Below are 25,092 nucleotides of genomic sequence, written 5' to 3' on the forward strand. Positions count from 1 at the left end.
ATTACTCCTCTATCATTTGAATATCAGCTCCAAGAGCCGTTAGTTTTTCGATGATATGATCATAGCCGCGCAAAATATACTCGACATTAAAGACGCTGGTCGTGCCAGTCGCCATCAATCCGGCAATGACCAGGCAAGCTCCTGCTCGTAAATCAGAAGCGACAACTTCTGCTCCGTGCAATTGGCTCGGTCCGCTAACAAAAATCATGTTGCCTTCTGTCGTTGCTTGTGCACCCATTCGTGCTAATTCAGGAATATGGTTGACCCGTTTGGCGTAAATCGTGTCCATGATCTCCGATGTTCCGTTTGCTTTTAGCAATAATGGTGTGATCGGCTGTTGCAGGTCTGTGGCAAATCCTGGATAAGGATAGGTTTTCACAGTCGCTGGTTTCAAGTCTTTTGAGGGATGCACATAGATTTCATCTTCGCTGATATCCATTCGTACGCCAATTTCTTCCAATTTCGCAATGTAGCTTTCTAAATGCTCATAAATCACATTTTTGACAGTAATGCCTTCCCCCGCTGCTGCGGCTAAAGAAAGGTAGGTTCCTGCTTCGATCCGGTCTGGAATGATGGAATGACGACAACCGTGCAATTCTTCCACGCCTTCGATACGAATTTCATTGGTACCTGCACCTCTGATTTTCGCTCCCATATTATTTAAAAGGGTCGCAACATCAATGATCTCAGGTTCTCGTGCGGCATTTTCAATGATCGTTTTGCCTTTCGCTTTTACTGCTGCCAGCATCACATTGATGGTTGCTCCGATGGAGACCATATCTAGGAAGATTCGTTCACCAGTCAAACCTTCTTCTTCGGTACGCAAGTACATGGCACCATGTTCGTTGGTGACTTTTGCGCCAAGTGCTTCGAAGCCTTTAATATGCAAATCGATTGGTCGCGGGCCTAAGAAGCAGCCGCCAGGCAATCCAACGACGCCTTCACCAAACTTCGCCAACAATGCCCCCATGAAATAGTAAGAAGCTCGTAGACTGTTGATTTTTCCGTTAGGCATCGGGATCGAAACGATGTTTGTCGGATCGATCTCTAGCGTATTGTTTTCAAAATGGGTCTTCACACCCATGATTTCGATAATCTCAATTAATGAGTGCACATCTTGGATGTCAGGCACTCCTTCTAAAATGACCGGTGAATCAGCTAAGATCGCTGCCGGGATCAATGCGACTGCACTGTTTTTTGCGCCGCTAATGGTGACTTCACCTTTTAAGGGACGATTGCCGTTGATGACAATTTTTTTCATGGAATTCCACCTATACTCTTTTTTAATTTATGTGTATCATTCCAATTTTAGCACAGATCACTCAAAGAAAAAAGATGCAGGATATTTTTGATCCCCGCATCAAGAATATTTTCTTGGAAAACAAAAAAACTCTTAGAATCAGTGATTCTAAGAGTTTTGATCTTTGATTAAGATTAAGCTTTACCAGCTGAACCGAACCAGTCGATGTGTTCTTCTGCATCTTTAACGATTGCAGCAACACCTGGTGCTAATAATTTACGAGGGTCGAATCCTTTACCTTCTTTATCTTTGCCAGCTTCGATGTATTCACGAGTTGCTTTAGCAAATGATAATTGGAATTCAGTATTTACGTTTACTTTAGAAACACCCATTGAGATTGCTTTTTCGATTTGGTCTTGAGGAATACCAGAACCACCGTGTAATACTAATGGTACATCAGAACCTACTGCATCAGCGATTGCTTGTAAGTGGTCAAAAGCAAGGCCTTTCCAGTTTTCAGGGTATTGACCGTGAATGTTACCAATTCCGCAAGCTAGGTAATCAATACCAGTTGCAACCATTTGTTTACATTCTTCGATGTCAGCTAATTCGCCAGAACCGATGATTCCATCTTCTTCTCCGCCGATTGAACCAACTTCACACTCAACAGAAACGCCTTTTGCGTGTGCTTTTTCGACAACTTCTTTAGCCAATTTCAAGTTTTCTTCAAATGGTAAGTGAGAGCCATCAAACATAACAGAAGTGTAACCAACTTCGATACATTCCATTGCTGCATCATAATCACCGTGGTCTAAGTGGATTGCAACTGGAACAGTGATGTTCATTGAATCAACCAAGTTTGTAACGATGTCTTTAGCAACTTTGTATCCGCCCATATATTTGGCAGCACCCATTGAAGTTTGGATTAGAACTGGCGCTTTTTTCGCTTCAGCAGCTTTTAAAATCGCTTGTGTCCATTCTAAGTTGTTTGTGTTGAATCCGCCGACTGCATATCCGCCTTGACGAGCAGCTTTTAAGAATTCAGCTCCTGATACTACTGGCATAAAAAATTCCTCCTAAGTTTTGAAAAACTTTATTTGTTAAGCAATGCTTAACCGACAATGCTATTTTAGCAAAGATTTGCGGTATTTGCTACTAAAAAGAGGAATTTCTCTTTTCAAAAAAAGATTGCACAAATATAAAAATCCAGCATTTTCATCATCTTTTCTGAAAGTCTAGGATTCTGTAAGGTTTTGCTCTTCTGTCTGTGGTCGTTAGATAACAAATCGGCATGTGAAAATTCGAGAAAAATTTCACATATTTTTTCGTTATTTTATCATAATCTTCCAGCAAATCCTTTCTTCTTCTCTTTTGAGCATAAGAATAGCCTTGTGAAAGCGGCTATATTATTATGTAAAAAAGGAGGGATAAAATGAAAAAAGCGCTTATTGGATTTTTGGCAGTCATCGGAGTTCTTTTCTTGGCAAGCTGTAGCTCGGGGGCCAAGGAAGAAACCAAAACATTCACAATGGATCAAAATGGGGTTTCAATGGAACTGGTCTTCACTTATGAAGGCGATAAAGTAAAAACTCAGACTGCGAACAATGTCATGCCTTATTCAGCGATCGGGGTAACGACTAAAGAAGAAGCACAAACCGTGCTTGATCCGATCGCTAAGAAGTATCAGCAAGTCAAAGGGTTGGACTATTCCCTCGACTATACAGATAGTGAAGCGACTGAATCCTTGACCATCAATTATGATGAGTTGGATTATGATTCAGCGAAACAATTGCCTGGGGTTAGTTTCGAAGGAAACACTGAAAATGGGATCAGCATGGAACGTACAGAGGAAATGCTCTTAGACCAAGGGTATAAGCTAAAAGAATAATCCTCTCTAGGCACCAGCAAATCAACATGGGTTTCCCACTGGCGGATTTCATTCGAACTGCTAGCGAAAAAAATAATGTATCAGCCAGAAACTTCCGGTCGTTTTGACGGAAGTTTTTTGTGTGCAGAAACAGATACCTTCTACCAACGCTCACGTAAGTTTCAACCTTTTACGGATTACTGGGATGGCGTAACTCAAAAAAACTCCCCATCTTGAGATGAGGAGTTTCGCACATTCATTCCTTGGTTTGCCGCTAGCGATTATTATGCTTGGCGGTTATCCAATGAAGCTCCAACAAAGGCTTTGATCAAGCGTTGTGGGCGAGTTGGACGAGAAATCAATTCTGGGTGGAATTGGCAACCCACGAAGAATTTGTTTTCTGGGATCTCAACGATCTCAACCAAACGATTGTCTGGTGACACACCTGAGAAAACCATCCCGTTTGCTTCAAAGATTTCACGGTATTTGTTGTTGAATTCATAACGATGACGGTGACGTTCTTGAACAACTTCTTCTCCGTCATAAGCTGCAGCTGTTTTGGTGCCTTTCTTCACTTTACATGGGTACAAGCCTAAGCGCAATGTCCCACCTAAGTTTTCGATGTTTTCTTGGTCAGCCATCAAATCAATGATGTTGTTGGCTGTTTCAGGATCTGTTTCTGCGGAATTGGCATTTTCCAAGCCAACGACATTGCGGGCATATTCCACACAAGCCATTTGCATCCCTAGACAAATCCCTAAGAATGGTACATCGTTTTCCCGAGCATATCGGATCGCTTCGATTTTTCCTTCAATCCCGCGATCACCGAATCCACCAGGAACGAGAATACCGTCTACTTCACCTAAGTAAGAATCCACGTTTTCTCGTGTGATTTCTTGGGCTTTGATCCAATCGATCTCGATGTCTGCATCAAAGGCAAAACCAGAATGTTTCAAGGCTTCGACAACTGATAGATAAGCATCTGGCAATTCCACGTATTTTCCGACTAATGCGATACGTACTTTTTTCTTCAAATTCAGTACCTTTTCTTCCAATGCTTGCCATTCAGTCATGTCAGCAGCTGGTGCAGTCAGTTTCAAATGATCACACACGATTTGATCCATGCCTTGCGCTTGCAGTGCCAATGGGATCGAATAAAGGGTCTCAACGTCACGAGATTCGATCACGGCTTCTGGTGCCACGTCACAGAATTGGGCCAATTTGTTTTTCGTTGATTGTCCTACGGGTTGTTCTGTACGAACGACCAAGATATTTGGTTGAATCCCTAAGCCGCGCAGTTCCTTCACACTGTGTTGGGTCGGTTTGGTTTTCATTTCGCCCGCTGCTTTCAAATAAGGAATCAGCGTGGTGTGGATGTACATCACATTGTCTGAACCTACGTCTGCTTTCATTTGACGCAAAGCTTCTAGAAATGGCAATGATTCAATATCCCCTACTGTACCGCCGACTTCTGTAATGATCACATCTGAATCAGTCATTTTGGCTGCCCGCATGATTTTTTCTTTGATCTCGTTGGTGATATGCGGGATCACTTGAACAGTCGCGCCTAAGTATTCTCCTTTACGCTCTTTCCGCAAAACTTCTGAATAGATTTTTCCAGTTGTTACATTTGAGTATTTGTTCAAATTGATATCGATAAAGCGTTCATAGTGACCTAAGTCTAAGTCGGTCTCTGCTCCATCATCGGTTACGAATACTTCACCATGTTGGTATGGGCTCATCGTTCCTGGATCGACGTTGATGTACGGATCGAATTTTTGAATCGTTACTTTCAAGCCGCGATTTTTCAACAGACGTCCTAATGATGCTGCTACGATCCCTTTACCAATAGAAGAAACCACACCGCCGGTTACAAAAATATATTTTGTCATAAACTGAAAAACTCCTTTAATCTATTTTACAGGAAAAGCATTTAGAAAATAATAAAAGCTCCCTATCCATAAATGAATAGGGAGCGAAAATTCTAAATCACTTTCTGACTCTTGTAAAGAGTGCCCAAACAGAATGATACATTCTCACCTAGCAAATGTCAAGAAAACTTTATCTGTTTTTTTCAGAAAAAAAACGAGGTTTCCAGACAAAGCGCTTTACTTATCGATACAGCTGGTTCCTTCTTTTTCACGACTAAGTTCTATGGTTATTCTTTCTTAAACAACCTTCATGTTTTCTGCACAACTTTTTGCAAATTTTTCATTGCTTCTTACGAAATCGTTGAACTCTCTTTGGCATAATACAAAGTGTAGATGAAGTCTGGCGCTTTACTCGTTTTGTTAAAAATGATCGGAACGTATTTCTGGTTATTTTTGGCAAAGACGAGGTGCAGGTTCGATTCCTGCCTTCTACGCTAGTGATGCGGTTGAAAGGGAGCTCTGAGGATCAATCGCAGCAATCCTTAGACTATTGTTTCACCAATGAAACAAAATCAACGTTCGTCCAAGCATTTTCTGAAGCCTTGCTGTAAACCCCGATTTCACAAGCACCTGTTGTAATTGGAATGTCTTTGATTGTAATTTTTGTCCATTCACTTGTTTTAACAACCGCAGTATTTAGTTCCGCTCCACCATAATTTTTGATATATAACTGATTGGTATCAAACTCTCCCCCAGACATTACATAAGCACTCAATGTGTAAGTTCCATCGCTTATACCACTAACATTTTGATAAGCTGATGCCTCGTAAGCTTGGTCCTGCCAAAAAGTTAATTTGTAGTCTCCAAAAAAAGTCCCTGCTTCCGTTTTGATCGTACCTTCAGCTGTTCCTTGTTGAAACCACGTTTGCCAATCGGAAGGACTAGTCGTTGGTCCATCGCTCTCGAAACTTGCATTTTTAACCAGATTTGTTTGCGTCCCTGCTTGTTTAAACGCACGCAAGCTTGGCAAGGCGTTTCCAGCAAAATCAAACATCGCCTGGTTGTCCCATTCGTTTCCCATAGTGGATTGAACACCGAGATAATTCATACCTGCTTGTGTTGCCCAACTCACGTTTCCGTTGTACCAAAGAGGTTCCCAGTAAAAGAAGCCCGCCCCGCGATCATTCGGCACCGCTTGAATACGATCGGCTAGATCCAGCAAATACTCTGCTTGTCCTGACGGTGTTGGTTCATATCCCCCCGCCGCTGCTTCGGCTTCGCCAAAGGCATTTGGCATAGTATCTGCATTCGCTGTTGTATGCCCATAAGCTGTTTCAACTACGATCACTTCTTTGCCATACCGTTGACTGATCGTATTCATATTGGTTTGAAGTTCATTCATTGAACCGTGCCAATACGGATAATACGATACTCCAATTAAATCAAATGACACACCCCGACTGGTGATTTCATCAAACCACCAAGTAAATGCTCCTGTATCGCCACCATCAGCTAAGTGGAGCATTACTGGAGTTGTTTTAGGTTGAGTGTCTCGAACAGCTTGGACACCAGACTTCAAAAAAGTAGCCAATCGATCAAACTCTCCCCCGTCTTCTCCCCAAGACTTGCCATAAGGCCAGAGCATGCCACTATTCAGTTCATTGCCGATCTGAACCATATCAGGATAAACGTCTAGCTGCTTCATTTCCGACAGAACGTTCTTTGTATAGTCATACAATGCCGTATTCATTTCTTCAAAGGTCAGATCTTGCCACGCTTTAGGAACATTCTGTTTCCCAGGATCAACCCAAAAATCACTGTAATGAAAATCTAGCAACACGTTGAGTCCAAGACTTTTTGCTCGTTTTGCAAGGGCAATCGTCGTTTCCAGATCATTTGTCCCTGCCCCATAACTTTCTCCGTTACTATTATAAGGATTCTGCCACAAACGCAGTCGAACATAGTTGACACCATTATTTTTTAGAATCTCTAAGGCATCTTTTGAAATACCATCTTCATAATATTTTGCACCAGATTTTTCCATATCTGACAAGATTGAAATATCTGCTCCGCGAATAAACTCGCTGGCAGATGCTTCAACTGTTTTTGAAACAGCCCCCAAAGTCCCTATCACAGCTGCAAATAAAGCGACTTTACGTAACCAAGCTCCCTTTTTCATTCATTTGCTCCTCCTTTATTGAAATTGGTTCAGAATAAATTGAACGGCTTTTTCAGGATCTCTCGTTAATCCGATATATTCTGCTCCTTTTGTCGCAACCAGCTTGATTCCTAAGCGATCGGTATCTTCTTTGATATCATCATAATAAGAATTGACTTGCGGTGCTAAGACCACCATATCAAAATCCTGCAGCATTTCGTAATGAGAACCATAAGCACCCGCCATTGCACTGATCGGTGCTTTCGATTCAGATGCGCCTTCTTTTAAAGCATTAGCTAACATCGCACTTGTCCCTGCTCCAGCACAAAGCACCAACACATTGATTTCTTTATTTGTATCGCTGATAATTTGGCTCGCTGCCACAGGTACTTCCTCACGTATAGCAGCAGAAGCACCTTCTTCGGTTGCGATCACTTCCGCTTTTTGTGCTTCTTGCTCTACTAAAACAGCATCGTATGCTTTACAAAATGGTAGATAGATCAGGAAGTCAACGACGATTAGAACCGCTGCTAAAACAAAGGCTAACACCCCCATGCCCGTTCCTAGAACCAGACCGATCGGTGCCGGAGTTGCCCAAGGTAAAACGTACATAAAACTGTTCATGCCTAGCACATCGACAAAAAACTTAAACAAGCAAACGTTTACAACTGGTGTTAACAAAAACGGAATGAAAAAATAAGGATTCAAAATCATGGGTGCTGCAAACAACAATGGTTCATTGACAGCAAAACTTACTGGAATAAAGGAAGCTTTCCCGACTGCCTTCAATTGTTTAGACTTAGCAAAGAGTAAGAAGATAAAAGGAACGACCAATGTGGCCCCAGTTCCTCCCATAGTTCCTACAAAATTTCCTAAACCGACTGTCAGTACTTTTGAAGCTTGCTCACCGGAATTGAACAATTGCAGATTGGTTTCCACATTGGCATAGATAATTGCTGCAATTGCTGGTTCCACGATCGACGGTCCATGAACACCGACAAACCAAAATAGCGCCATCGCTCCCCAGATGATAGCGATTCCTAAATAACCGTCGGCTGCTGTGAATAATGGCTGCAGCACAGTAATGATTGCTTCTGCAAATGAGATTTGGAAAATTTGCCGAATACCTAAATCAATTAAAACGGCCGCAAATACTGAAAAAGAGAAAGGAAAAATATCTCGGAAGGTTTGCGAAATCGTACCAGGAACTTCTTTAGGCATCTTAATGGTAATATCTTTCAGCACACAAAACTTATATAAATTAACTGTTAAAAATGCAGCGACAAAGGACGCCAATAGCCCCTTTGTCCCCATGTATTCCGTTGAAAATCCGCCTTCGATCGGAGAGACGCTTAACAACAGGAAACTTACCACAGAAGCCAGCATCACAGAAGTCGTGTTGATCACTTTGTTTTTCGGTAAGCGGCGATTCATCGAATCAGCCAAGCAGCGAGCAGTGGTTGCTGAAACAAGTAACCCTACAACCCCCATCGAATAATTATAGACTTTCCACAACCAAGTGGAGACAGCTTCAGGCCATTGGTAACCAAAAATCTCAGGAACCGCAGCAATCAAAATGAATATGCTTGAGAATAAAATAGCCGGCATCGCTGTTAAAAATCCGTCACGAACGGCTCCCAGATAACTATTGCGTGAGATTTTTTCAAAAAACGGTTTCCCTTTTTCGATTTGTTTAATGATTCCATCCATAGCGTTCTTCTCCTATCCTTGATTCTGCTTGTACAGTGCAATAAAGTCTTGAATCAGATCCCTCAGCAACAAAGTGGTCATTAAATGGTCCTGTCCATGGATAAAAATGAATCCCATCTCCATCTCTTTTCCCGATGCTTCTTCCGCTAAAATTTTCGTTTGCGAATTGTGTGCAAGGGTTAAATTTTCGTCGGCTTCTTTCAGTGCTGAATCAACATGCTCAAAGTTCCCTTGTCTTACTTCTTTCAATAATTTTAATAATGTACTGCGAGCGTCCCCTGAATAAGCAACGATCTCAAAACCAAGCATTTGTAATTCCTCTTTATTCATCTTTTCTTCCTCCATTATTACTTATTAAATAATCGTTTTGGTTTCACTAACTAATTTGTACCAGTATGCTGACTCTTTCGGGTAACGCTTCTGGGTTTCAAAATCAACATAAAACAAGCCATACCTTTTGTTATACCCATTTGTCCATGAGAAAAGATCCATAAGCGACCACAAAAAATATCCCTTCACATTTATCCCAGCTGTTATCGCCTTGCTTAAGGATTCCAAATAGACTCTCAAATAGTCGATTCTCGGCTGATCCATAATGATGCCATCTTCAAACTGGTCTTTATACCCCATGCCGTTTTCAGTGATATAGATTTTGTTGTAATGCGGGTAATCGCTTTTAATTCGCAACAACAAGTCATAAAGACCTTCTGGATAAATCAGCCAGTCCCAATCTGTTCGAGGAATTCCTTCTTTATAAATGCGTTCTCCGATCCCCTTCACTTTATAAACAGAGGTCCCTTTTTCACCCGTGCCATTATGATGGATCGCGTTTTCTCCATCGTAAGCTTTGACAAAATGGCATTGGTAGTGATTGATCCCTAAATAGTCATTACGCGTGGAGGCTTTTTTCAATTCAACGAAATCTTCTTCAGGAAAATGATAGCTAGCCTGATTTGCTTCACATATCTCATCAAGAGCCGTCAAGGTTTCAGTTGAATAATAGCCTAAATAAGTAGCATCTAATAAGAAGCGGATCGACAATGCATCGTCTAAAAAGGCTGCATGCTTATCTTCTGGAGCATCTGTTGCCGCATATTTCGTCTCCAATGAGTGAACGACACCGATTTCGCCTGGAAGTTCGTTTTCTTTGAAATAGTTCACTACACGTGCATGGGCAACCATCATATTATGAAGACAGGCGATGATTTTTGTAAAATCATATTTGATACCTGGCGGGAAAACGCCTAACAAATATTGATTGGTCGCAACAGGATAGATTTCATTAAAGGTACTCCACACTTTCACTTCTTTGAATTCATGAAAACAAAAAATGGCATAGGAAACGAATGCTTCTATTGTTTCTCGATTCAAAAAATCTCCCTGGTCAAACAAACGTTTAGGGGTATCAAAATGATGCAATGTCACAAACGGCGTTACGTTTCTTTTCGCACATTCTTCGAACACACGATGATAAAAAGCGATTCCTTCTGGGTTCGGTTCCCCATCACCATCAGGAAAAATTCGACTCCATGCAATGGATAATCTTAGCCCATTCACACCAAATCGTTCACACAATTCAATATCCTTTGCATATTGATGATAAAAATCACTTGCCGGATCGGGACTAAATCTACCCTGTTCCTCTAAAAAATCATCCCAAGCAACAGCGCCTTTGCCGCCTTCCTTAGTGGCTCCTTCAACCTGATAGGCTGCTGTGGCTCCACCAAAAATAAAATCTTCTGGTAATTTAAGCATGTACATCTCTCCTCAAATCTATAATCAGTTTCCGCACTTTCTAACTGATTGAATTGTAATCGCATCCAAAACATTTGTCAACAAAAACAAACATAAATAATCACAAAAATCGAAAAAAATTGATAAAACCCATTGAAACAAACATATATCACGCGAATAATTGTTTGTTTTTGTTTGAAACAGATTGACTGTTATCCGATTATATGGTAGATTATCCTTAAATTAGAGGTGAAGACGATGCTAAAAAAAGAAAGATTGTTTACTATCGTAGAAATGGTCAATAAAAAAGGAATCCTTACCGTTAATGAAATCATCAATCAATTAGATGTTTCTGATATGACCGTTCGCAGAGATTTAGATGAATTAGAAAAATCGGGCAAGCTGCTACGTGTCCATGGAGGGGCGCAAAGTCTTTCCTACACTTTAGATCAAGAACTTTCTCACACCGAAAAAGCCACTTTGCAGATTCAAGAAAAAAAAGAAATTGCTGCCGCAGCAGCCTCCTTGATTCAAGAAGGTGAAACGATTTTCTTAGGGCCTGGTACAACAATCGAACTTTTGGCGACTCATTTACTCAACAAGAAAATCCGGATCATTACTAATAATTACCCAGTTTTTGATATTCTTGCGCAAGCAGATGGACCAGAAATTTTACTAATTGGTGGTGATTTCCGTAAAAATACCGGTGCATTTGTTGGACCGATCACTAACGACAATTTAAGAAGATTAAAGTTTACGAAAGCATTTATCAGTTCAAACGGTGTACACAACGAAGCCATTTCTACTTATAGTACAGAAGAAGGAGAAGCACAACAGATCGCATTAAATAATTCCCGTAAGAAATATCTGCTCGTTGATAACAAAAAGTTCAACCGAGATGATTTTTATGTATTTTATAATTTGCATGACTTCGACCTACTCATTACGGACCGTCAAATATCACCTGAGCTGCAAGAGCACTATGCACAATATGTCGATCTGCAAATTGCTGATCCAACCGAAAATACCACTATAGGAGCGTAACTATGAAAGGGATTATTTTTGATTTCAACGGAACTATGTTTTTGGACTCTCATCTACATGAAGCTGCTTGGCTGCACATGATTCATGATCATACAAAAGATGGTTTATCAGATGAGGATATTTTAAAAAATATCCATGGTCGAACGAATACGGAGATTTTAAAACATTTCATTTCAGAATATTTGACCGTCTCTGAGATCGCCGTATTGTCAGATGAAAAAGAAAGCTATTATCGTATGCTTTGCTTACAAAATAAGAACGATCTCCAATTGACAAAGGGGCTTGAAGCGACTCTTGATCAGCTGACTGACCAGCAGATTCCATTAACGATCGCCACGGCTACTGTTAAAGAGAATGTTGCTTTTTATTTTGATACTTTCGATTTAGCTCGCTGGTTTGATTGGGATAAGATCGTCTATGACGATGGCTCTTTTCCTGGAAAACCGCAACCGGATATTTTTCTTAAAGCGGTTGGCAAATTGGGCTTAGCTCCTGCTGATTGTCTTGTTATCGAAGATGCTTATTCAGGTTTGCTTGCTGCCAAGCGTGCTGGGATCGGAACAATTATCGCAATTGATCCATTCGGTAAGAATAAATCAGTATTTGAACAGGCACAGCTAAATAAAGATGGAACCATCAAAGATTTTACTGATTTTTGGACAGAGCACCTGTCAAAAGTTTTCGTTAAATCATAATATTCCATACAAAAAGCGGCTCAACCAAGAAATCTTGATTGAGCCGCTTTGTTATTATTTGTTTCCATTTTTCTAATTCCGACGGTTGTTATTACCAAATAAAATAATCAAACGTAAGAGCTGCAATAAGGTTGCTACGGCAGCTGCGACATACGTCAACGCTGCGGCAAAGAGCACTCTTCTTGCTTGTGGTACTTCATCTTCTGTTAACAAGCCACCATCTGCCAAAATACGGATCGCCCGTTTTGAGGCATCGAACTCGACTGGCAAGGTCACTAATTGGAAAATAAACGCCAATGAGAAAGCCAACAAGCCTAAGTTGATCAGAAACGATCCTCGTAATAGGACCCCAATCAAAATCAATGGGATCGAGATGCTGGTTCCGATATTAGCGATCGGTACGATCGCATGACGCAAACGCAAAGGAAAATAACCTTTGGCATCTTGGACTGCGTGTCCACACTCATGGGCCGCAACACCGATTGCTGCTACCGAAGTTGATTGTGCAGTGGATTGCGATAAACTCAGCATTTTGTTGCCAGAATTGTAATTATCCGTCAAATCACCAGCGATCGCTTGCACACCCACATTATTGATTCCTTGGCTTTGCAAGATGTACTGCGCCGCTTTTGTGCCGGTAATATTATTTTTACTTCTGACTTTGTCATATTTGTTAAAGGTACTTTTGACGTACGCTGACGCTGCTAGTGAAATCACCATACCGATAATTACAAGAATGAAAGTCGGGTCATAAAAAAAGCCGAACCCGTATCCGCCCATACCATACACGATAAAATTCCCCCTTTTAATCTTTGACCTTATTTTACCATTAAAGTGGTGAAAAAATTATGAAGATGACTGGAAGATTTTGTTTTTAACCTTTTTTTACAAATTCTGATTTTAGTTTCATTGCGCCGAAGCCATCGATCTTGCAATCAATGTTGTGGTCGCCTTCGACTAATTTGATGTTTTTCACTTTCGTTCCTTGTTTGATGGCGCCAGATGCGCCTTTGACTTTCAAGTCTTTGATGACCGTTACTGTATCACCATCGACTAAAATATTGCCGTTGGCATCTTTATATACGGGTGCTTCTTCCATCGCTTGTTGCTCTTGCCATTCGTTTCCGCATTCAGGACAAACAAACAGCCCACGGTCTTCATAAGCGTATTCAGATTGGCAATTTGGACAGTTAGGAATTTGAGTCATAGTGTTGCTCCTTTAAAATATAATTTTCGCTGTAAAAAAACAACTCACCATCAGCATACCGAAAAACCATTAGCGGTGCAACCAAAAATCAGTGACCTGTAAGTAAAAAAAATCGCTTCTGTAGAGTAATAACAGAAGCGATAACTCAAGTGTATTCGAAAAGGAACTACAAAACGTTGGGTATTATTTTGAGAAATGATTCGCACAAGCATCGCCGACCCACTGGATGATTTGTACCAGAAGAATCAGCAGGAGAATCACCACAATCAAAATCGCCGTTTCATAGCGATAATAACCATACTGAATTGCTAAATCGCCAATGCCGCCTGCGCCAATTGTTCCCACCATCGCTGAGTAGCCTAAAAGACTGATCAAAGTTAGCACAAATCCGCGAATCAAAGCTGGCAGACTTTCTGGTAAAATCACTTCGCGAACGATCTGTCTCGTCGATGCTCCAGAAGCGACGCTGGCTTCAAGGACGCCATAGTCGATTTCGGCAAATGCGGATTCAGCGATTCGGGCGTAAAAAGGAATCGCGGCAATCGATAAAGCAATCGCACCACCCGCTGGGGTATAAGGATCACCGATCAGCATCGCTGATAACGGAATCAGCGTAATCAATAAGATCAAAAATGGCAGCGAACGGATTGCATTGACGACAAAATCGGCCAGATGATGCAAGAAAATATTTTTATGAAAAAGGTTACTGCCGACTAAAAACAGGACTAATCCAATCAATAAGCCGAAAACTACTCCTATAATTGCTGAGGTCCCCACCATAAAGAATGTTTCCCATAGTGCTTGAGGCAGGTTTGTTTTTAAAATCTCAATCGTTTCAGCCATTTTTCTCACCTATCTTTCTTAGAGAAAAGACGTTCGCAGCTAAGTGTTCTCGGGCTTTTGCTGCTTCTTCGTCGGGTCCCGTCAAATAGATATACAAAATACCGATCACATCTTTTTTGATATACTCAATTTTCCCATGGATGATATTGATCGACACATCGTAGGCTTTCGCTACAGTCGAAATCAGCGGTTCTAACGTATACTCACCTTGGTAGCGCAATTCCAGCAAGTCGCCTTGCGTGAAAGATGCTAGAATCTCTTCAGGAAGCGTCAGATCCAAGTAGCGGCCTACCAGTTTTTTCGTAATAGGCTGTTTAGGCTGACTGAACAAGCCATAGGTCGTTTGTTCTTCAACGATGCGCCCCTTTTCCATCACTGCCACCCGATCAAAAAACTTACGGGCAACATCCAATTCATGAGTGATAAAGACGATGGTGATGCCTGTCTGTTCCTTGATTCGGATCAACAATTTCAAAATTTCTTCAGTCGTTTCAACATCTAACGCACTGGTAGCTTCGTCACACAATAAAATCTCAGGTTCGTTGGCAATCGCTCGTGCAATGCCGATCCGTTGCTTTTCTCCCCCAGACAAATTATTCGGATACTCGTGAATTTTGTGAGGCAGATCCACCATTTCCAACAGTTCCTTGATCCTCGCTTCTTGCTGATCTTTCGGATAATCACCAGCGCGCAAAGCAAAGGCTAAATTTTCCTTGATGGTTCGATTATGGATCAGATTGAAATGCTGAAAGATCATCCCGATTTTTTGTCGTACTTCACGCAAGTGTTTGCCTTTGGCTTGCGTGATGTCTTGACCATCAATCAGAATTTGACCGCTAGAGGGCACCTGCAGTAGATTCAACGTACGAACCAAGGTACTTTTCCCAGCCCCGCTCAATCCGACGATCCCGTATACTTCTCCAGCTTTAACGGAAAAATCAACGGAATCCACTGCTTTTTTGATTTGTTTTTTATGAGTGAATGCCACTGATACTTGTTTTACTTCTATTTTTGCCATAAGATATGCCCTTCTTACTCAGCCCAAAATTTCGGTTGATCAAAGTTGCTGAACGGTGATTCGGCAATCGCTTCTTTAAATGCATCACTTTCTAATACTTCCGTAACTGCCTTAGCAAAATCACTGTCTTCTTCTTCGGTGGACACCACAAAGACATTTTTATATTCTTCTTTCAACGACTCCAACGCCAAAGCATCTGCAGGATCAAGAGAAGCCGCCCAAGCGAAGTTTCCTGGTACTAAAGCTAAATCGACTGTATCTAACGAACGAGCCAATTGGGCTGCGTCTAATTCTTTAAATGTCAGATTCTTCGGATTTTCTTCGATATCATTCACCGTTGCCTTCGTTTCGTCGATATTGTCTGCGATGGTGATCAACTCATTGGCAGCTAACAGTTGCAAGGTCCGAGCTAAATTTGAGGCATCATTGGCAATCGAAACAGTCGCCCCGTCTGCTAACTCATCCAAGCTGGACAGTTGCTTCGAATAGATGCCCATTCCCAATGTTGGCACTTTTTGTAATGCCGTAAGAGATAACTGGTTATCTGCCGAAAATTTTTCTAGATAGGCCGTATGCTGAAACAAATTGGCATCGATTTGGCCATTCGCCAAGGCATTGTTCGGCTGAATATAATCATTAAACACTTTGGTCGTTAGTTGATACCCTTTTTCTTCCAGTAATGGAGAGATCACCTCTGTCACCATATCCCCATATGGTCCAGGTGCCACTCCAACGACTTTTTCTTCCACTGCATCTACACTGTTTTCACCAGACTGTGTATCCTCCGTGCTGCTAGTATTGCCACAAGCTGCCAATGTAATTAAGACAGCAGCAGCAACTAACCCAACGATTCCCTTTTTCAACTGTTTCATTTTTTAGTTCCCCCTTTTTATAATAAAAAAACGTCCTTTCTCCATCATAGAGAAAGGACGAAACAACCATGTTCGTGGTACCACCTTTAATTCATTGGCACAAGCTGCCAACCTTATCAGTTTATCAACTGCTTTGCTGTAACGGGCAATCCCGCTGCACGCTTGCTTTTGCTCACGTCCAAACGCTCCAAGGCCATCTTCAGTCAAACGGCTGTGCTCTTTCTCACCAATCCGAGCTCTCTGATCCAATCGAAACTGACTTACTCTTCTTATCATCGCGTGTTTTTAAGTTGTGTTTAACTATACGATAGCCTCAAATGAATGTCAATTCTTTTTTTCACGAAAACACCATCTTTTTACAATGGTTTTCACAGCGTTTACACAGTCAAATTCTCATCTAAAATCAAGCCTTCAGATACCATAACCGCATCGCCGATCAATTCTAATGCGCCCTGATCAACATCAACTTCTACCGTTAACTCGCCACCTAACACGTGCAGCAAGACATTCGCTGTCGCTTGCTGGTGACGTTTGGTCACGACATACGCAGTGGCACCAGAACCTGTGCCGCACGCATAGGTAAAACCTTCCACCCCTCGTTCATACGTGCGAACGATCAGATCACCCTTGTCATCTTCTTCATAGAAATTGACATTCGCCCCTTTTGGGAAAACTTCCCAATAGCGTATCTCTTTGGCAAGTTCAGCCAGCTGTTCCAACTCAGTTTCTGCCAGACCAGGATAGTGAACCACCGCATGAGGGATTCCTGGATCACCCAATTCCACATAGTCCACGAAAGAAACCATTGGATTCGGGTACGCTTGATCAAATGTAGTCACGGTCGGTGGATTCAAGGTTACTTTGTAGTGTTTTGCCGACAAGCGCCATGCGGGGACATCGCCAGCAACTGTTTCGATGGTCATCTGCTCGCCAGCAATTCCCTTCTCAAAGGCATAACGGGCAATACAGCGAGCGCCGTTGCCGCACATTTCTGCTTCGGTCCCATCAGCATTGTAAAACCGCATCCGAAAATCAGCGGTTCCTGTGGGAAAATCCACTGCCATGACTGCATCCGCGCCAACAGAAAATTTCCGATGGCAAACCTGAGCAGCAAATTGCGACAGTTGTTCATGGGAGAATTTCAATGTGCGGTTATCGATTACGATAAAATCATTTCCTGCACCTTGCATTTTTGTATAAGAAATCGTCATGTTGTCACCTGCTTTTCAAAATTTTACTTGCTGGAAGCTCCCTCTTTTAGAAACGAAGGAACCACTTCATTTTGCAGCATTTGCTCGTAGGACTGGCGTTTAACGGCTAATTCCGCTTGGCCGTTTTCCACAAAGACGACTGCAGGAATCTGTAAATTATTGTAGCTGCTGGCCATCGAATAGCCATAAGCTCCTGTTGCGAACGTAGCAAACAGATCCCCAGTTTCAACGGGCGGTAATGCAAGGTCTTTTACTAAGATGTCCGTGCTCTCACAAGCTTTACCAGAAATGGTGATCTTTTGTGTCGCAGCTTCGGAAGCGCGGTTGGCTAAGATCCCAGTGTAAGTTGCCTGATAAAGACCAGGACGAATATTGTCTGTCATGCCACCGTCAATGCTGGCGTATGTTCTGATTCCCGGCAATGTCTTGATACTGCCGATGGTGTGCAAACTGATACCTGCTTCTGCGACGATACTGCGCCCAGGTTCAATAACGATGGTCGGGCGTTCGCTCTGGTGCTGCGCATAAAAGGCGTCGATTTTTTCCATCACAGGATCTAAAAAATAGCTGTAGGGTTGGCGAATATCTGCATCTGTGTATCGAACGCCAAAGCCGCCGCCAACATTTAGTTCTTTGATCCAATAATCAAAGCGTTCATGAATGGTTTGGACAAGGGCCAAAGCCGCATCAACTGCCGCTAGATGTGAGCGATTGTCCGACAATTGACTGCCGACATGAAAATGCAGGCCATAGAAATCCAATTCAGGTGCTTGAATCACTTCTTCCACTAACGGAAATAAGATTTCTTCATCTAAAGGAATCCCGAATTTCGAATCTTTTTGTCCGGTCGAGATAAATTGATGAGTACTGACCGAAACCTCGGGTGTGATGCGCAACAAAATTTTAGCAACGACTTGCTTTTCTTGACATAACGCGCGGATCAAGCCGACTTCTTGAATGCCATCAACGATGATCCGTCCTACGCCATAATCAAGGGCAGCTGCTAATTCTTCAATCGATTTATTATTCCCGTTAAACTCGATGTGTTCTGCTGGAAAATCAGCTTGGATCGCTGTATACAGCTCTCCACCGCTAACCACGTCTAATGAGAGTCCTTCTGACTTGATCACTTGCAGCATTGCTGTGGTGCAGAAAGCTTTAGCGGCATAGGCTGCCCGTGTCTTGCTGTAGCGCGTCAAAAACTGCGACTGAATCTTTTGGCATTCTTCGCGAATCTCCGAAACGGAATACACGTAAAGGGGGGTTCCGAAGGTTTTTGCCAGCTCAACGGTATCACAACCGTCAATGTATAAGTGATTGTCCTTGATTTCTTTTGCCATCGCTTTACTCCTTGTCTGTTGGCTCGTTCAATGCCTCGATCAAACGAACGTAGCATTCGATGCCTTGCAATAGATTTTTTTCGTCAAAATTCATTTTGCTGCTGTGTAAAGGGTGGCCATAGCCTTTTTCTTCATTTCGGGTACCCACAAAGAAAAAGACGCCTGGGATCTCCTTTTGGTACATCGAAAAATCCTCTGCCAACATATATGGCGGTGTTTCTCGGTAGCTCTCCCCGACCACTTTTTCCAACACTTCCACCATCTCAGGATCATTGTCCACGACACGATAAAGGTGCTCGAATTCGACATCCGCCGTGCAATCATATCCTTTGGCGATTTCTTGTGCGACGGTGGTGATTCTGCGCGTCATCGTTTCATAGACTTCATCTTCAAACGCCCGCATCGTTCCTTTTAAAACGACCTTGCCGGGAATGATATTTTCCGCATCTCCCCCATGGATCTTCCCAAAAGTGATGACCCCAGCAGAAAGCGGGCTGATATTGCGTGAAATGATCGAATGCAATCCTTGAATAATCGCAGCCGCGGCTAAAATGGCATCATGTCCTTGATGAGGCTGGGCACCATGGGCACTCGTGCCGTTGATCGTTAGATTGATCTCGCCGTTACGGGCCATCATCGGACCTTTCCGGCTCGCAATGACTCCTTCGGGAAAGTCTGGGAAGACATGCAGCCCCACGATTTTTTCCACGCCAAAATCTCGTAAGATGCCTTCATCGATCATCAATTGAGCGCCACCGGGGCTTTCCTCGGCTGGTTGGAAAATCAAAACGATCGTTCCACGAATCACTTCAGGATGTGTTGCTAAATATTTAGCAAACCCTAGCATCGTTGCCATATGGCCGTCATGACCGCAGGCATGCATTTTCCCTTCATGTTTGGAAACAAAGGAAACACCTGTCTCTTCTTTGATCGGCAGTGCATCGATATCCGTTCGAAAGGCCAGCGTCTTTCCTGGACGATCGCTGCGAAAGACAGCAATCAAGCCGGTTTCAATCACTGGATAGATTTCTTTGATTCCAAAGGATTGCAACTGACGCAGCAAGTATTCCTTTGTTTTGAACTCAGTTAACCCTAATTCAGGGATTGTATGTAATTCACGACGAAAACGAACCACGTCTTCGGTTAATTCTTTGACTGCTTGCGATACTTGCATGTTAAAACACCTTTCTATTCATTCCTTTTAAAAATATCCATAAAAACCAACGAATATTCAGTTTTTCATTGATATTGTTTAATATTATAGTATATAATTCGAATAATCTATAGTATAAATTGTCGAAATGTTTCGATTTTTATTGAAAAATTTACCCCTCGTTTTGGTACACTTATACGTAGAGTTACGAAAAATAAATTGGTTGAAAGGATGTGTCGTAGTTTGACAATATTCAAAGGTTCTGGCGTTGCGTTGATCACCCCTATGCTTCAAGATGGTTCGGTGGATTTCGATAAGCTGAAGGAGTTAGCGGAGTGGCATGTGCAGCAAGGAACGAATGCAATCATTGCATGCGGTACGACCGGTGAAGCATCCACGTTAGACGATGAAGAACATATCGCGGTGATCGAAGCGGTGGTAAAACAAGTTGCTGGTCGAATCCCCGTCATCGGCGGAACAGGCTCCAACAACACCCAACATGGGATCCATCTTTCAAAAGAAGCACAGCGCGTTGGTGCTGACGCATTATTGGTTGTAACACCCTACTACAACAAAGCGACCAAGAAAAGTTTAGTCGCTCACTATGAAGCAATCTGTCAAAGCGTTGAACTGCCAGTGATCTTATACTCCGTCAGCTCAAGAACCGGCTTAAATTTAACACCTGAAGCTGTGGCAGAACTGAAAAAAATCCCTAATATCAAAGGCATCAAAGAAGCCAGCGGCGACATTTCGCAAATCGCAGAAATCGCTCGTCTTGCGGATGATGACTTTGCTATCTACTCAGGAAATGACGATCAAGTAACCCCAATTCTAGCTTTAGGTGGCTCTGGCGTGATTTCAACGATCGGCAATATCGCTCCGAAACAAACGGCACAACTCGTTGCTGATTTCTTAAATGGTGATGTAAAAGCCGCCATCAAAGAGCAATTGCGACAAAAACCGTTGATCGATGCGATTTTCAGTGAAGTAAATCCTGTGCCGATCAAAGCAGCGGTCTCCTTGCTAGGCAAATGCGAATTGCATTATCGTTTGCCTTTGGGTGTCCCAGAAGATGCGACCCTCGTTCATTTAGAAGAAGAAATGACCAATTACGGATTGCTGTAAGGAGGAGTTTTTGGTGAAACAGATTTTATTAAGCGGTGCAAACGGTCGTATGGGCAAAGTGTTGCAAAGCCTGATCGCAAAGCACCCTCAGTTAGAAGTGGCCGCCGGATTGGATCGTACCGAGCAATTAGATGGTCCCTTTCCAATCTATGATCGTCCAGAAAAAATCACGCAGCCGATCGATTTGGTGATTGATTTTTCTCATTATAGCAATGTCCCTGCCTTATTGAACTATTGTGTCGAACAGCAGCTGCCTATCGTGGTTGCTACAACTGGTTTGACGGAAGACACGCAGATGATGCTGCCGTTGGCTGCTAAAGTGATCCCAGTTTTCTATTCTGCCAATATGTCGTTGGGGATCAATGTACTGATCAAAGCACTACAAAGTATCACCCCCGCATTAGAAGCTGACTTTGACATTGAGATCATCGAAAAGCATCATAATCAAAAACTCGATGCACCAAGTGGTACAGCTTTGCTGTTGGCAGATAGTATCAATGACAGCTGCGAAACGAAAAAAGAGTATCTCTACGGGCGTGAAGGCAGTGATCTAGTAAATGACCGCAAGCAGATGGGCATCCATGCCGTTCGCGGTGGAACGATTCCTGGAGAACACATTGTCATCTACGCTGGGCAGGATGAAATCATTGAATTAAAACACACAGCGCTCTCCCGCGAAATCTTCGCCAATGGTGCGCTAAAAGCAGCGGAATTTTTAGCCAACCAACCAGCTGGTTTTTATTCCATGCAAAATCTAATCGACAAGTAAAGGTGGTCTCTCATGACAGAATTACAATTTTCCGATCCTTATCAATTAGCAAAATACATCAAAGAAGCAAATAAACAAACACCTGTACAAGTCTATATCAATGGAGATCTTAGTAACGTCCAAGCAGATGGCATCCAATTGTTTGGTAACGGCACTTTCTATTTCGTGGTTGGTGACAGTCAAAAAGTGGCTGAGTTTTTAACCGCGCACCAAGACAAAATCACCGATCACTATCTGGAAAATGATCGCCGCAACTCAGCAATCCCTTTATTGGACTTGACGAAAGTCGATGCCCGTATCGAACCAGGTGCCTTTATCCGTGACCAAGCCATCATTGAAAAAAATGCCGTTATCATGATGGGGGCCGTGATCAACATTGGTGCCGTCGTTGGTGAAGAAACCATGATCGACATGGGTGCGATTTTAGGCGCCCGAGCAACCGTTGGGAAAAAAGCCCATATTGGCGCTGGTGCTGTCTTGGCTGGCGTTCTTGAGCCACCTTCAGCAAGCCCAGTCATCATTGAAGACAATGTTTTGATCGGTGCAAATGCCGTCGTCCTTGAAGGCGTCCGTGTCGGCGAAGGTGCAGTCGTCGCTGCCGGTTCTGTGGTAACGGAAGATGTCCCTGCTGGAGCAGTCGTTGCTGGCTCACCAGCCAAAGTCATCAAAATGAAAGACGAGAAAACGAAAAGCAAAACCGAATTTTTAGACGATCTACGGGGCTAAACCGCGCTTTTCTCAAAAATAAACAAAAAAACGCAGTGCGGGTTCAGTGATGAGCCTGCGCTGCGTTTTGTCTAAAAAAGGGCGTGCCGAAAGCTTTTGGCACGCCCTTTTTCTATTGGCAAATGTTCTTGTAAAAGTGTTTATTCTGCTTGAAATTCTTTGATCGCTGCTTGGATCTCTTGATAGATTAGGGCAACTTCTTCAAGGTCTTTTGCGTTTGCTCCACTGGCAAGGGGATGTCCGCCGCCATGATGGCGTTTGGCGATCTCATTGATCACTGGACCTTTCGAACGCATCCGCACCCGATAATAGCCTTCTGGTTGTTCGACAAAGATCGCCCAAGCCATCACTTCGTCGATTTTCCCTGGTAAGGAAACGACTGCTGAGGTTTCCGAATCCACTACGCCAAAACGCCGCTGCAATTCTTGTGATAGGATCACTTTGCCAGCACCAATCTCATCGATCTCGATGTTTTCGTAGACATACCCTGAAAGGCGAGCAACACTGCGAGAGACTTGATCCAATTGCCGATTGATCTTCGGTGCATCAAAACCGTAATCCAATAGTTCAGCCGCTAAGCGCAGCGTTGTCGCTGTCGTTGCCGGATATAAAAACCGTCCAGTATCACCAACGATGCCCGCATACAGCAGACGAGCCGCTTCTTGTGTCATCGTCAGCTCGTTTTGAAACATTTGCCAAAATGAAACGATCATCTCACTACAGCTGCTGGCTTTCGTATTGACCCAGACCAGCTCTCCGTAAGGCTCATCATTAGGGTGATGATCGATTTTGATCAATTTCGCCCCTTGATCATAGCGTTGGTCACTGACCCGTGGAGCATTGGCCGTATCTGTAACGATCACTAGTGCCCCTTTATACAAATCATCAGGGATCGTCTGCATCAGCGCCAAGTAATCCAATCCTTCAACGGGTCCGCCGACTTGATAGATTTCTTTTTTAGGAAAACTAGCTCGTAAAATTTCTGCCAATCCCACTTGTGATCCTAATGCATCTGGATCAGGGCGCTGGTGCCGATGGATAATGATTCGGTCGAATGCTTTGATTGTTGCAAGTATTTCTTCTTGTACCTTCATGAATGGTCTCAACTTTCTCTCTAAAATTTTTCCATAAGTGCCGTTTTCGATGATTTATGGGCGTTCCATTACTTGGCATACCACGATCGCTTTTGCCACTAAGGAATTTTCGATCGATACTTCGATATCGATTTTCGCCGAACGTCGCCCCAGTTCTAGAATCTTCGGTTGAATGATGATCTCGCTTTCTAATTGGATCAAACGGAAGTAATGCAGATTGACTTGCTCGATCCAACTATTGCGCCGTTGATTCAACTGCATCGTTCGTTTCGCCGTATTCGCGATCACTTCACTCAAGACACCAAAAGAGATCGTTCCGACTTCATTGACCATTTGAGGCGTCACCGCAAAGCTGAAATGTGGCTGCGGCAATTTGTTCCCTTCAAAATCTTGTTCGATGACTTGCATCTGTCCCGAGATTTGGTCTGAAATCGTATCTGAAATTTGTGTTTGTCGTTGGACCATCTGCATCGCTTTCATGATGTCTTGGCGTGTAACGATCCCAATCAAAGAAAGGTCATCTGCTACGACGGGCATCACTTCTAAGCCATCCCAAATCATCTGATGGCTGGCAGAGGCCACACTCATCTCTTTTTTTACGACCCGTGGTTCCCGGGTCATGATTCGTTCGATGATCTGCGTGTCAGGCTTTTCTAGGACATCTTTGGCTGTGATGATCCCAACGACCCGCATATTCTTGTTGACGACTGGATAGCGGGAGTGGTTGGTAGACTCCGAAAGCAGTTTGTAATCCTTGACCGTATCAAAGGTGTGCAGATACTTGGTTTTTTCCAATGGCATATAAATGTCACTCACCAGCATGATGTCCTTTTTGATCAGCTGGTCGCTCAAGGCACGGTTGATCATCGTTGCCACGGTAAAGGTGTCATAGGTTGTTTGTAAAATCGGCAGCTCCAATTCGTCTGCTAAGCGACAGATTTCCTCTGAGGTTTCAAAGCCCCCCGTGATCAAGACGGCTGCGCCATCTTCCAGTGCCAACTTGTGGACTTCGTTACGGTTTCCGACGATCACTAAGGAACCAGGCGTGATGTAGCGTTCCATTGCCGATTCCTTCATGGCGCCGATAACAAATTTGTTCAAGTCTTTGTCTAAACCGGCTGCGCCGCCCAAAACATCGCCTTCAATGATTTGGACGACTTCGCCGAAAGTTAGTTTTTCAATGTGTTTCTTTAGTTTCCGTTCAATCCGAATGGTTCCCACACGTTGGATCGTTGAAACCAAGCCGATATTTTCCGCATCTTTGATCGCCCGATAGGCTGTTCCTTCACTGACATTCAAGTCTTTTGCGATTCCCCGCACCGAGATGCGATCGCCTACAGGCAGATTCTCGATATGCGCTAAAATCAAGTCGTGTTTTGTCGCCATAATTATCCCCTATTCCTACTACGAATCTT

General features: G+C 43.0%; 23 protein-coding genes and 1 other annotated feature. Of the genes, 6 read left to right on the plus strand and 17 right to left on the minus strand.

Annotated features, from left to right (window positions below; all coding sequences use genetic code 11):
• Nucleotide 1: 1 nt before the first annotated feature.
• Both IGI73_RS13005 and IGI73_RS13010 read right to left on the minus strand, forming a co-directional pair.
• Nucleotides 2-1,261 carry a UDP-N-acetylglucosamine 1-carboxyvinyltransferase gene (locus IGI73_RS13005; protein ID WP_005228299.1) on the minus strand — a complete coding sequence of 420 codons (1,260 nt, stop codon included), beginning with the start codon at nt 1,259-1,261 and terminating at the stop codon, nt 2-4.
• A gap of 173 nt (nt 1,262-1,434) precedes the next feature.
• Entirely contained in the window at nt 1,435-2,304 is an 870-nt protein-coding gene (locus IGI73_RS13010; protein ID WP_005228297.1) for a class II fructose-bisphosphate aldolase, read from the minus strand.
• 368 nt (nt 2,305-2,672) lie between these two features.
• On the opposite strand from IGI73_RS13010, the gene IGI73_RS13015 reads away from it, so the two are divergent.
• Nucleotides 2,673-3,128, plus strand: coding sequence for a YehR family lipoprotein (locus IGI73_RS13015; RefSeq protein WP_005228292.1), 456 nt, complete (start codon nt 2,673-2,675; stop codon nt 3,126-3,128).
• A gap of 263 nt (nt 3,129-3,391) precedes the next feature.
• Here the strand turns inward: IGI73_RS13015 and IGI73_RS13020 are convergent, their stop codons facing one another.
• From IGI73_RS13020 to lacG, 5 genes are all read right to left on the minus strand, one after another.
• Nucleotides 3,392-4,999, minus strand: a complete 1,608-nt coding sequence (locus tag IGI73_RS13020) for a CTP synthase (protein ID WP_005228290.1) — start codon at nt 4,997-4,999, stop codon at nt 3,392-3,394.
• A gap of 526 nt (nt 5,000-5,525) precedes the next feature.
• A complete protein-coding gene (locus tag IGI73_RS13025) occupies nt 5,526-7,157 on the minus strand; it encodes a glycoside hydrolase family 53 protein (RefSeq protein ID WP_015510316.1) in 1,632 nt (543 codons plus the stop codon).
• Nucleotides 7,158-7,172: 15 nt separating this feature from the next.
• Entirely contained in the window at nt 7,173-8,846 is a 1,674-nt protein-coding gene (locus IGI73_RS13030; RefSeq protein ID WP_016608434.1) for a PTS lactose transporter subunit IIBC, read from the minus strand.
• Between the two features lie 12 nt (nt 8,847-8,858).
• Nucleotides 8,859-9,176, minus strand: coding sequence for a PTS lactose/cellobiose transporter subunit IIA (locus tag IGI73_RS13035; protein ID WP_010749967.1), 318 nt, complete (start codon nt 9,174-9,176; stop codon nt 8,859-8,861).
• A gap of 24 nt (nt 9,177-9,200) precedes the next feature.
• Entirely contained in the window at nt 9,201-10,601 is a 1,401-nt protein-coding gene (gene lacG, locus IGI73_RS13040) for a 6-phospho-beta-galactosidase (RefSeq protein ID WP_428206682.1), read from the minus strand.
• A 237-nt stretch (nt 10,602-10,838) separates the two neighbouring features.
• Here lacG and IGI73_RS13045 point away from each other — a divergent pair, with 237 nt between their 5' ends.
• Nucleotides 10,839-11,624, plus strand: a complete 786-nt coding sequence (locus IGI73_RS13045) for a DeoR/GlpR family DNA-binding transcription regulator (RefSeq protein WP_015510319.1) — start codon at nt 10,839-10,841, stop codon at nt 11,622-11,624.
• Nucleotides 11,625-11,626: 2 nt separating this feature from the next.
• The gene (locus tag IGI73_RS13050) at nt 11,627-12,319 is read left to right on the plus strand and encodes an HAD family hydrolase (protein WP_428206683.1); all 693 of its coding nucleotides are present in this window, start codon (nt 11,627-11,629) and stop codon (nt 12,317-12,319) included.
• A 72-nt stretch (nt 12,320-12,391) separates the two neighbouring features.
• On the opposite strand, the gene IGI73_RS13055 is transcribed toward IGI73_RS13050, so the two are convergent.
• From IGI73_RS13055 to IGI73_RS13090, 8 genes are all read right to left on the minus strand, one after another.
• Nucleotides 12,392-13,099: a zinc metallopeptidase gene (locus tag IGI73_RS13055; RefSeq protein WP_005228270.1), complete on the minus strand. Its 708-nt coding sequence runs from the start codon at nt 13,097-13,099 to the stop codon at nt 12,392-12,394.
• Nucleotides 13,100-13,193: 94 nt separating this feature from the next.
• Nucleotides 13,194-13,526, minus strand: a complete 333-nt coding sequence (locus tag IGI73_RS13060) for a zinc ribbon domain-containing protein YjdM (protein WP_010749972.1) — start codon at nt 13,524-13,526, stop codon at nt 13,194-13,196.
• Between the two features lie 183 nt (nt 13,527-13,709).
• Nucleotides 13,710-14,369 carry a methionine ABC transporter permease gene (locus IGI73_RS13065; protein ID WP_016609383.1) on the minus strand — a complete coding sequence of 220 codons (660 nt, stop codon included), beginning with the start codon at nt 14,367-14,369 and terminating at the stop codon, nt 13,710-13,712.
• On the minus strand, nt 14,362-15,387 hold the full coding sequence (locus IGI73_RS13070) for a methionine ABC transporter ATP-binding protein (protein WP_142967413.1): 1,026 nt from the start codon (nt 15,385-15,387) through the stop codon (nt 14,362-14,364). The genes IGI73_RS13065 and IGI73_RS13070 overlap by 8 nt, the downstream gene beginning before the upstream one ends.
• 14 nt (nt 15,388-15,401) lie before the next feature.
• Nucleotides 15,402-16,259, minus strand: a complete 858-nt coding sequence (locus IGI73_RS13075) for a MetQ/NlpA family ABC transporter substrate-binding protein (protein ID WP_016609385.1) — start codon at nt 16,257-16,259, stop codon at nt 15,402-15,404.
• Nucleotides 16,260-16,309: 50 nt separating this feature from the next.
• Nucleotides 16,310-16,544: a binding site (T-box leader), on the minus strand.
• A 92-nt stretch (nt 16,545-16,636) separates the two neighbouring features.
• Nucleotides 16,637-17,470, minus strand: a complete 834-nt coding sequence (dapF, locus tag IGI73_RS13080; RefSeq protein ID WP_438759243.1) for a diaminopimelate epimerase — start codon at nt 17,468-17,470, stop codon at nt 16,637-16,639.
• Between the two features lie 23 nt (nt 17,471-17,493).
• Entirely contained in the window at nt 17,494-18,810 is a 1,317-nt protein-coding gene (lysA, locus tag IGI73_RS13085; RefSeq protein WP_428206685.1) for a diaminopimelate decarboxylase, read from the minus strand.
• A 4-nt stretch (nt 18,811-18,814) separates the two neighbouring features.
• Entirely contained in the window at nt 18,815-19,984 is a 1,170-nt protein-coding gene (locus IGI73_RS13090) for a M20 metallopeptidase family protein (RefSeq protein ID WP_428206686.1), read from the minus strand.
• 222 nt (nt 19,985-20,206) lie between these two features.
• Here IGI73_RS13090 and dapA point away from each other — a divergent pair, with 222 nt between their 5' ends.
• Genes dapA through dapD form a run of 3 tightly spaced genes read left to right on the plus strand, consistent with a single transcriptional unit; the run spans nt 20,207 to nt 22,583 of the window.
• Nucleotides 20,207-21,088, plus strand: a complete 882-nt coding sequence (gene dapA / locus IGI73_RS13095) for a 4-hydroxy-tetrahydrodipicolinate synthase (RefSeq protein ID WP_008380503.1) — start codon at nt 20,207-20,209, stop codon at nt 21,086-21,088.
• 13 nt (nt 21,089-21,101) lie between these two features.
• A complete protein-coding gene (gene dapB / locus IGI73_RS13100) occupies nt 21,102-21,857 on the plus strand; it encodes a 4-hydroxy-tetrahydrodipicolinate reductase (protein ID WP_015510324.1) in 756 nt (251 codons plus the stop codon).
• A gap of 12 nt (nt 21,858-21,869) precedes the next feature.
• Nucleotides 21,870-22,583 (plus strand): 2,3,4,5-tetrahydropyridine-2,6-dicarboxylate N-acetyltransferase, encoded by a 714-nt coding sequence (gene dapD, locus IGI73_RS13105; RefSeq protein ID WP_428206688.1) that lies wholly within the window; start codon nt 21,870-21,872, stop codon nt 22,581-22,583.
• A gap of 140 nt (nt 22,584-22,723) precedes the next feature.
• On the opposite strand, the gene IGI73_RS13110 is transcribed toward dapD, so the two are convergent.
• Both IGI73_RS13110 and IGI73_RS13115 read right to left on the minus strand, forming a co-directional pair.
• On the minus strand, nt 22,724-23,677 hold the full coding sequence (locus tag IGI73_RS13110; RefSeq protein ID WP_428206690.1) for a DHH family phosphoesterase: 954 nt from the start codon (nt 23,675-23,677) through the stop codon (nt 22,724-22,726).
• Nucleotides 23,678-23,731: 54 nt separating this feature from the next.
• Nucleotides 23,732-25,063, minus strand: a complete 1,332-nt coding sequence (locus tag IGI73_RS13115; RefSeq protein ID WP_005228249.1) for a DRTGG domain-containing protein — start codon at nt 25,061-25,063, stop codon at nt 23,732-23,734.
• Between the last annotated feature and the right edge of the window lie 29 nt (nt 25,064-25,092).

The organism is Enterococcus sp. DIV0755f (assembly GCF_051713725.1).
Lineage (GTDB): Bacteria > Bacillota > Bacilli > Lactobacillales > Enterococcaceae > Enterococcus_D > Enterococcus_D casseliflavus.

What these genes read in the sequence shown, in the direction of transcription:
- dapF (WP_438759243.1), bottom strand. Translation starts at nt 17,470, where the DNA reads ATGACGATTTCTTATACAAAAATGCAAGGTGCAGGAAATGATTTTATC.
- IGI73_RS13070 (WP_142967413.1), bottom strand. Translation starts at nt 15,387, where the DNA reads ATGGCAAAAATAGAAGTAAAACAAGTATCAGTGGCATTCACTCATAAA.
- dapD (WP_428206688.1), top strand. Translation starts at nt 21,870, where the DNA reads ATGACAGAATTACAATTTTCCGATCCTTATCAATTAGCAAAATACATC.
- IGI73_RS13075 (WP_016609385.1), bottom strand. Translation starts at nt 16,259, where the DNA reads ATGAAACAGTTGAAAAAGGGAATCGTTGGGTTAGTTGCTGCTGCTGTC.
- IGI73_RS13035 (WP_010749967.1), bottom strand. Translation starts at nt 9,176, where the DNA reads ATGAATAAAGAGGAATTACAAATGCTTGGTTTTGAGATCGTTGCTTAT.
- IGI73_RS13025 (WP_015510316.1), bottom strand. Translation starts at nt 7,157, where the DNA reads ATGAAAAAGGGAGCTTGGTTACGTAAAGTCGCTTTATTTGCAGCTGTG.
- IGI73_RS13010 (WP_005228297.1), bottom strand. Translation starts at nt 2,304, where the DNA reads ATGCCAGTAGTATCAGGAGCTGAATTCTTAAAAGCTGCTCGTCAAGGC.
- IGI73_RS13090 (WP_428206686.1), bottom strand. Translation starts at nt 19,984, where the DNA reads ATGCAAGTATCGCAAGCAGTCAAAGAATTAACCGAAGACGTGGTTCGT.
- IGI73_RS13055 (WP_005228270.1), bottom strand. Translation starts at nt 13,099, where the DNA reads ATGGGCGGATACGGGTTCGGCTTTTTTTATGACCCGACTTTCATTCTT.
- IGI73_RS13030 (WP_016608434.1), bottom strand. Translation starts at nt 8,846, where the DNA reads ATGGATGGAATCATTAAACAAATCGAAAAAGGGAAACCGTTTTTTGAA.
- IGI73_RS13005 (WP_005228299.1), bottom strand. Translation starts at nt 1,261, where the DNA reads ATGAAAAAAATTGTCATCAACGGCAATCGTCCCTTAAAAGGTGAAGTC.
- lacG (WP_428206682.1), bottom strand. Translation starts at nt 10,601, where the DNA reads ATGCTTAAATTACCAGAAGATTTTATTTTTGGTGGAGCCACAGCAGCC.
- IGI73_RS13115 (WP_005228249.1), bottom strand. Translation starts at nt 25,063, where the DNA reads ATGGCGACAAAACACGACTTGATTTTAGCGCATATCGAGAATCTGCCT.
- IGI73_RS13015 (WP_005228292.1), top strand. Translation starts at nt 2,673, where the DNA reads ATGAAAAAAGCGCTTATTGGATTTTTGGCAGTCATCGGAGTTCTTTTC.
- IGI73_RS13020 (WP_005228290.1), bottom strand. Translation starts at nt 4,999, where the DNA reads ATGACAAAATATATTTTTGTAACCGGCGGTGTGGTTTCTTCTATTGGT.
- IGI73_RS13110 (WP_428206690.1), bottom strand. Translation starts at nt 23,677, where the DNA reads ATGAAGGTACAAGAAGAAATACTTGCAACAATCAAAGCATTCGACCGA.
- lysA (WP_428206685.1), bottom strand. Translation starts at nt 18,810, where the DNA reads ATGGCAAAAGAAATCAAGGACAATCACTTATACATTGACGGTTGTGAT.
- IGI73_RS13050 (WP_428206683.1), top strand. Translation starts at nt 11,627, where the DNA reads ATGAAAGGGATTATTTTTGATTTCAACGGAACTATGTTTTTGGACTCT.
- IGI73_RS13065 (WP_016609383.1), bottom strand. Translation starts at nt 14,369, where the DNA reads ATGGCTGAAACGATTGAGATTTTAAAAACAAACCTGCCTCAAGCACTA.
- IGI73_RS13060 (WP_010749972.1), bottom strand. Translation starts at nt 13,526, where the DNA reads ATGACTCAAATTCCTAACTGTCCAAATTGCCAATCTGAATACGCTTAT.
- IGI73_RS13045 (WP_015510319.1), top strand. Translation starts at nt 10,839, where the DNA reads ATGCTAAAAAAAGAAAGATTGTTTACTATCGTAGAAATGGTCAATAAA.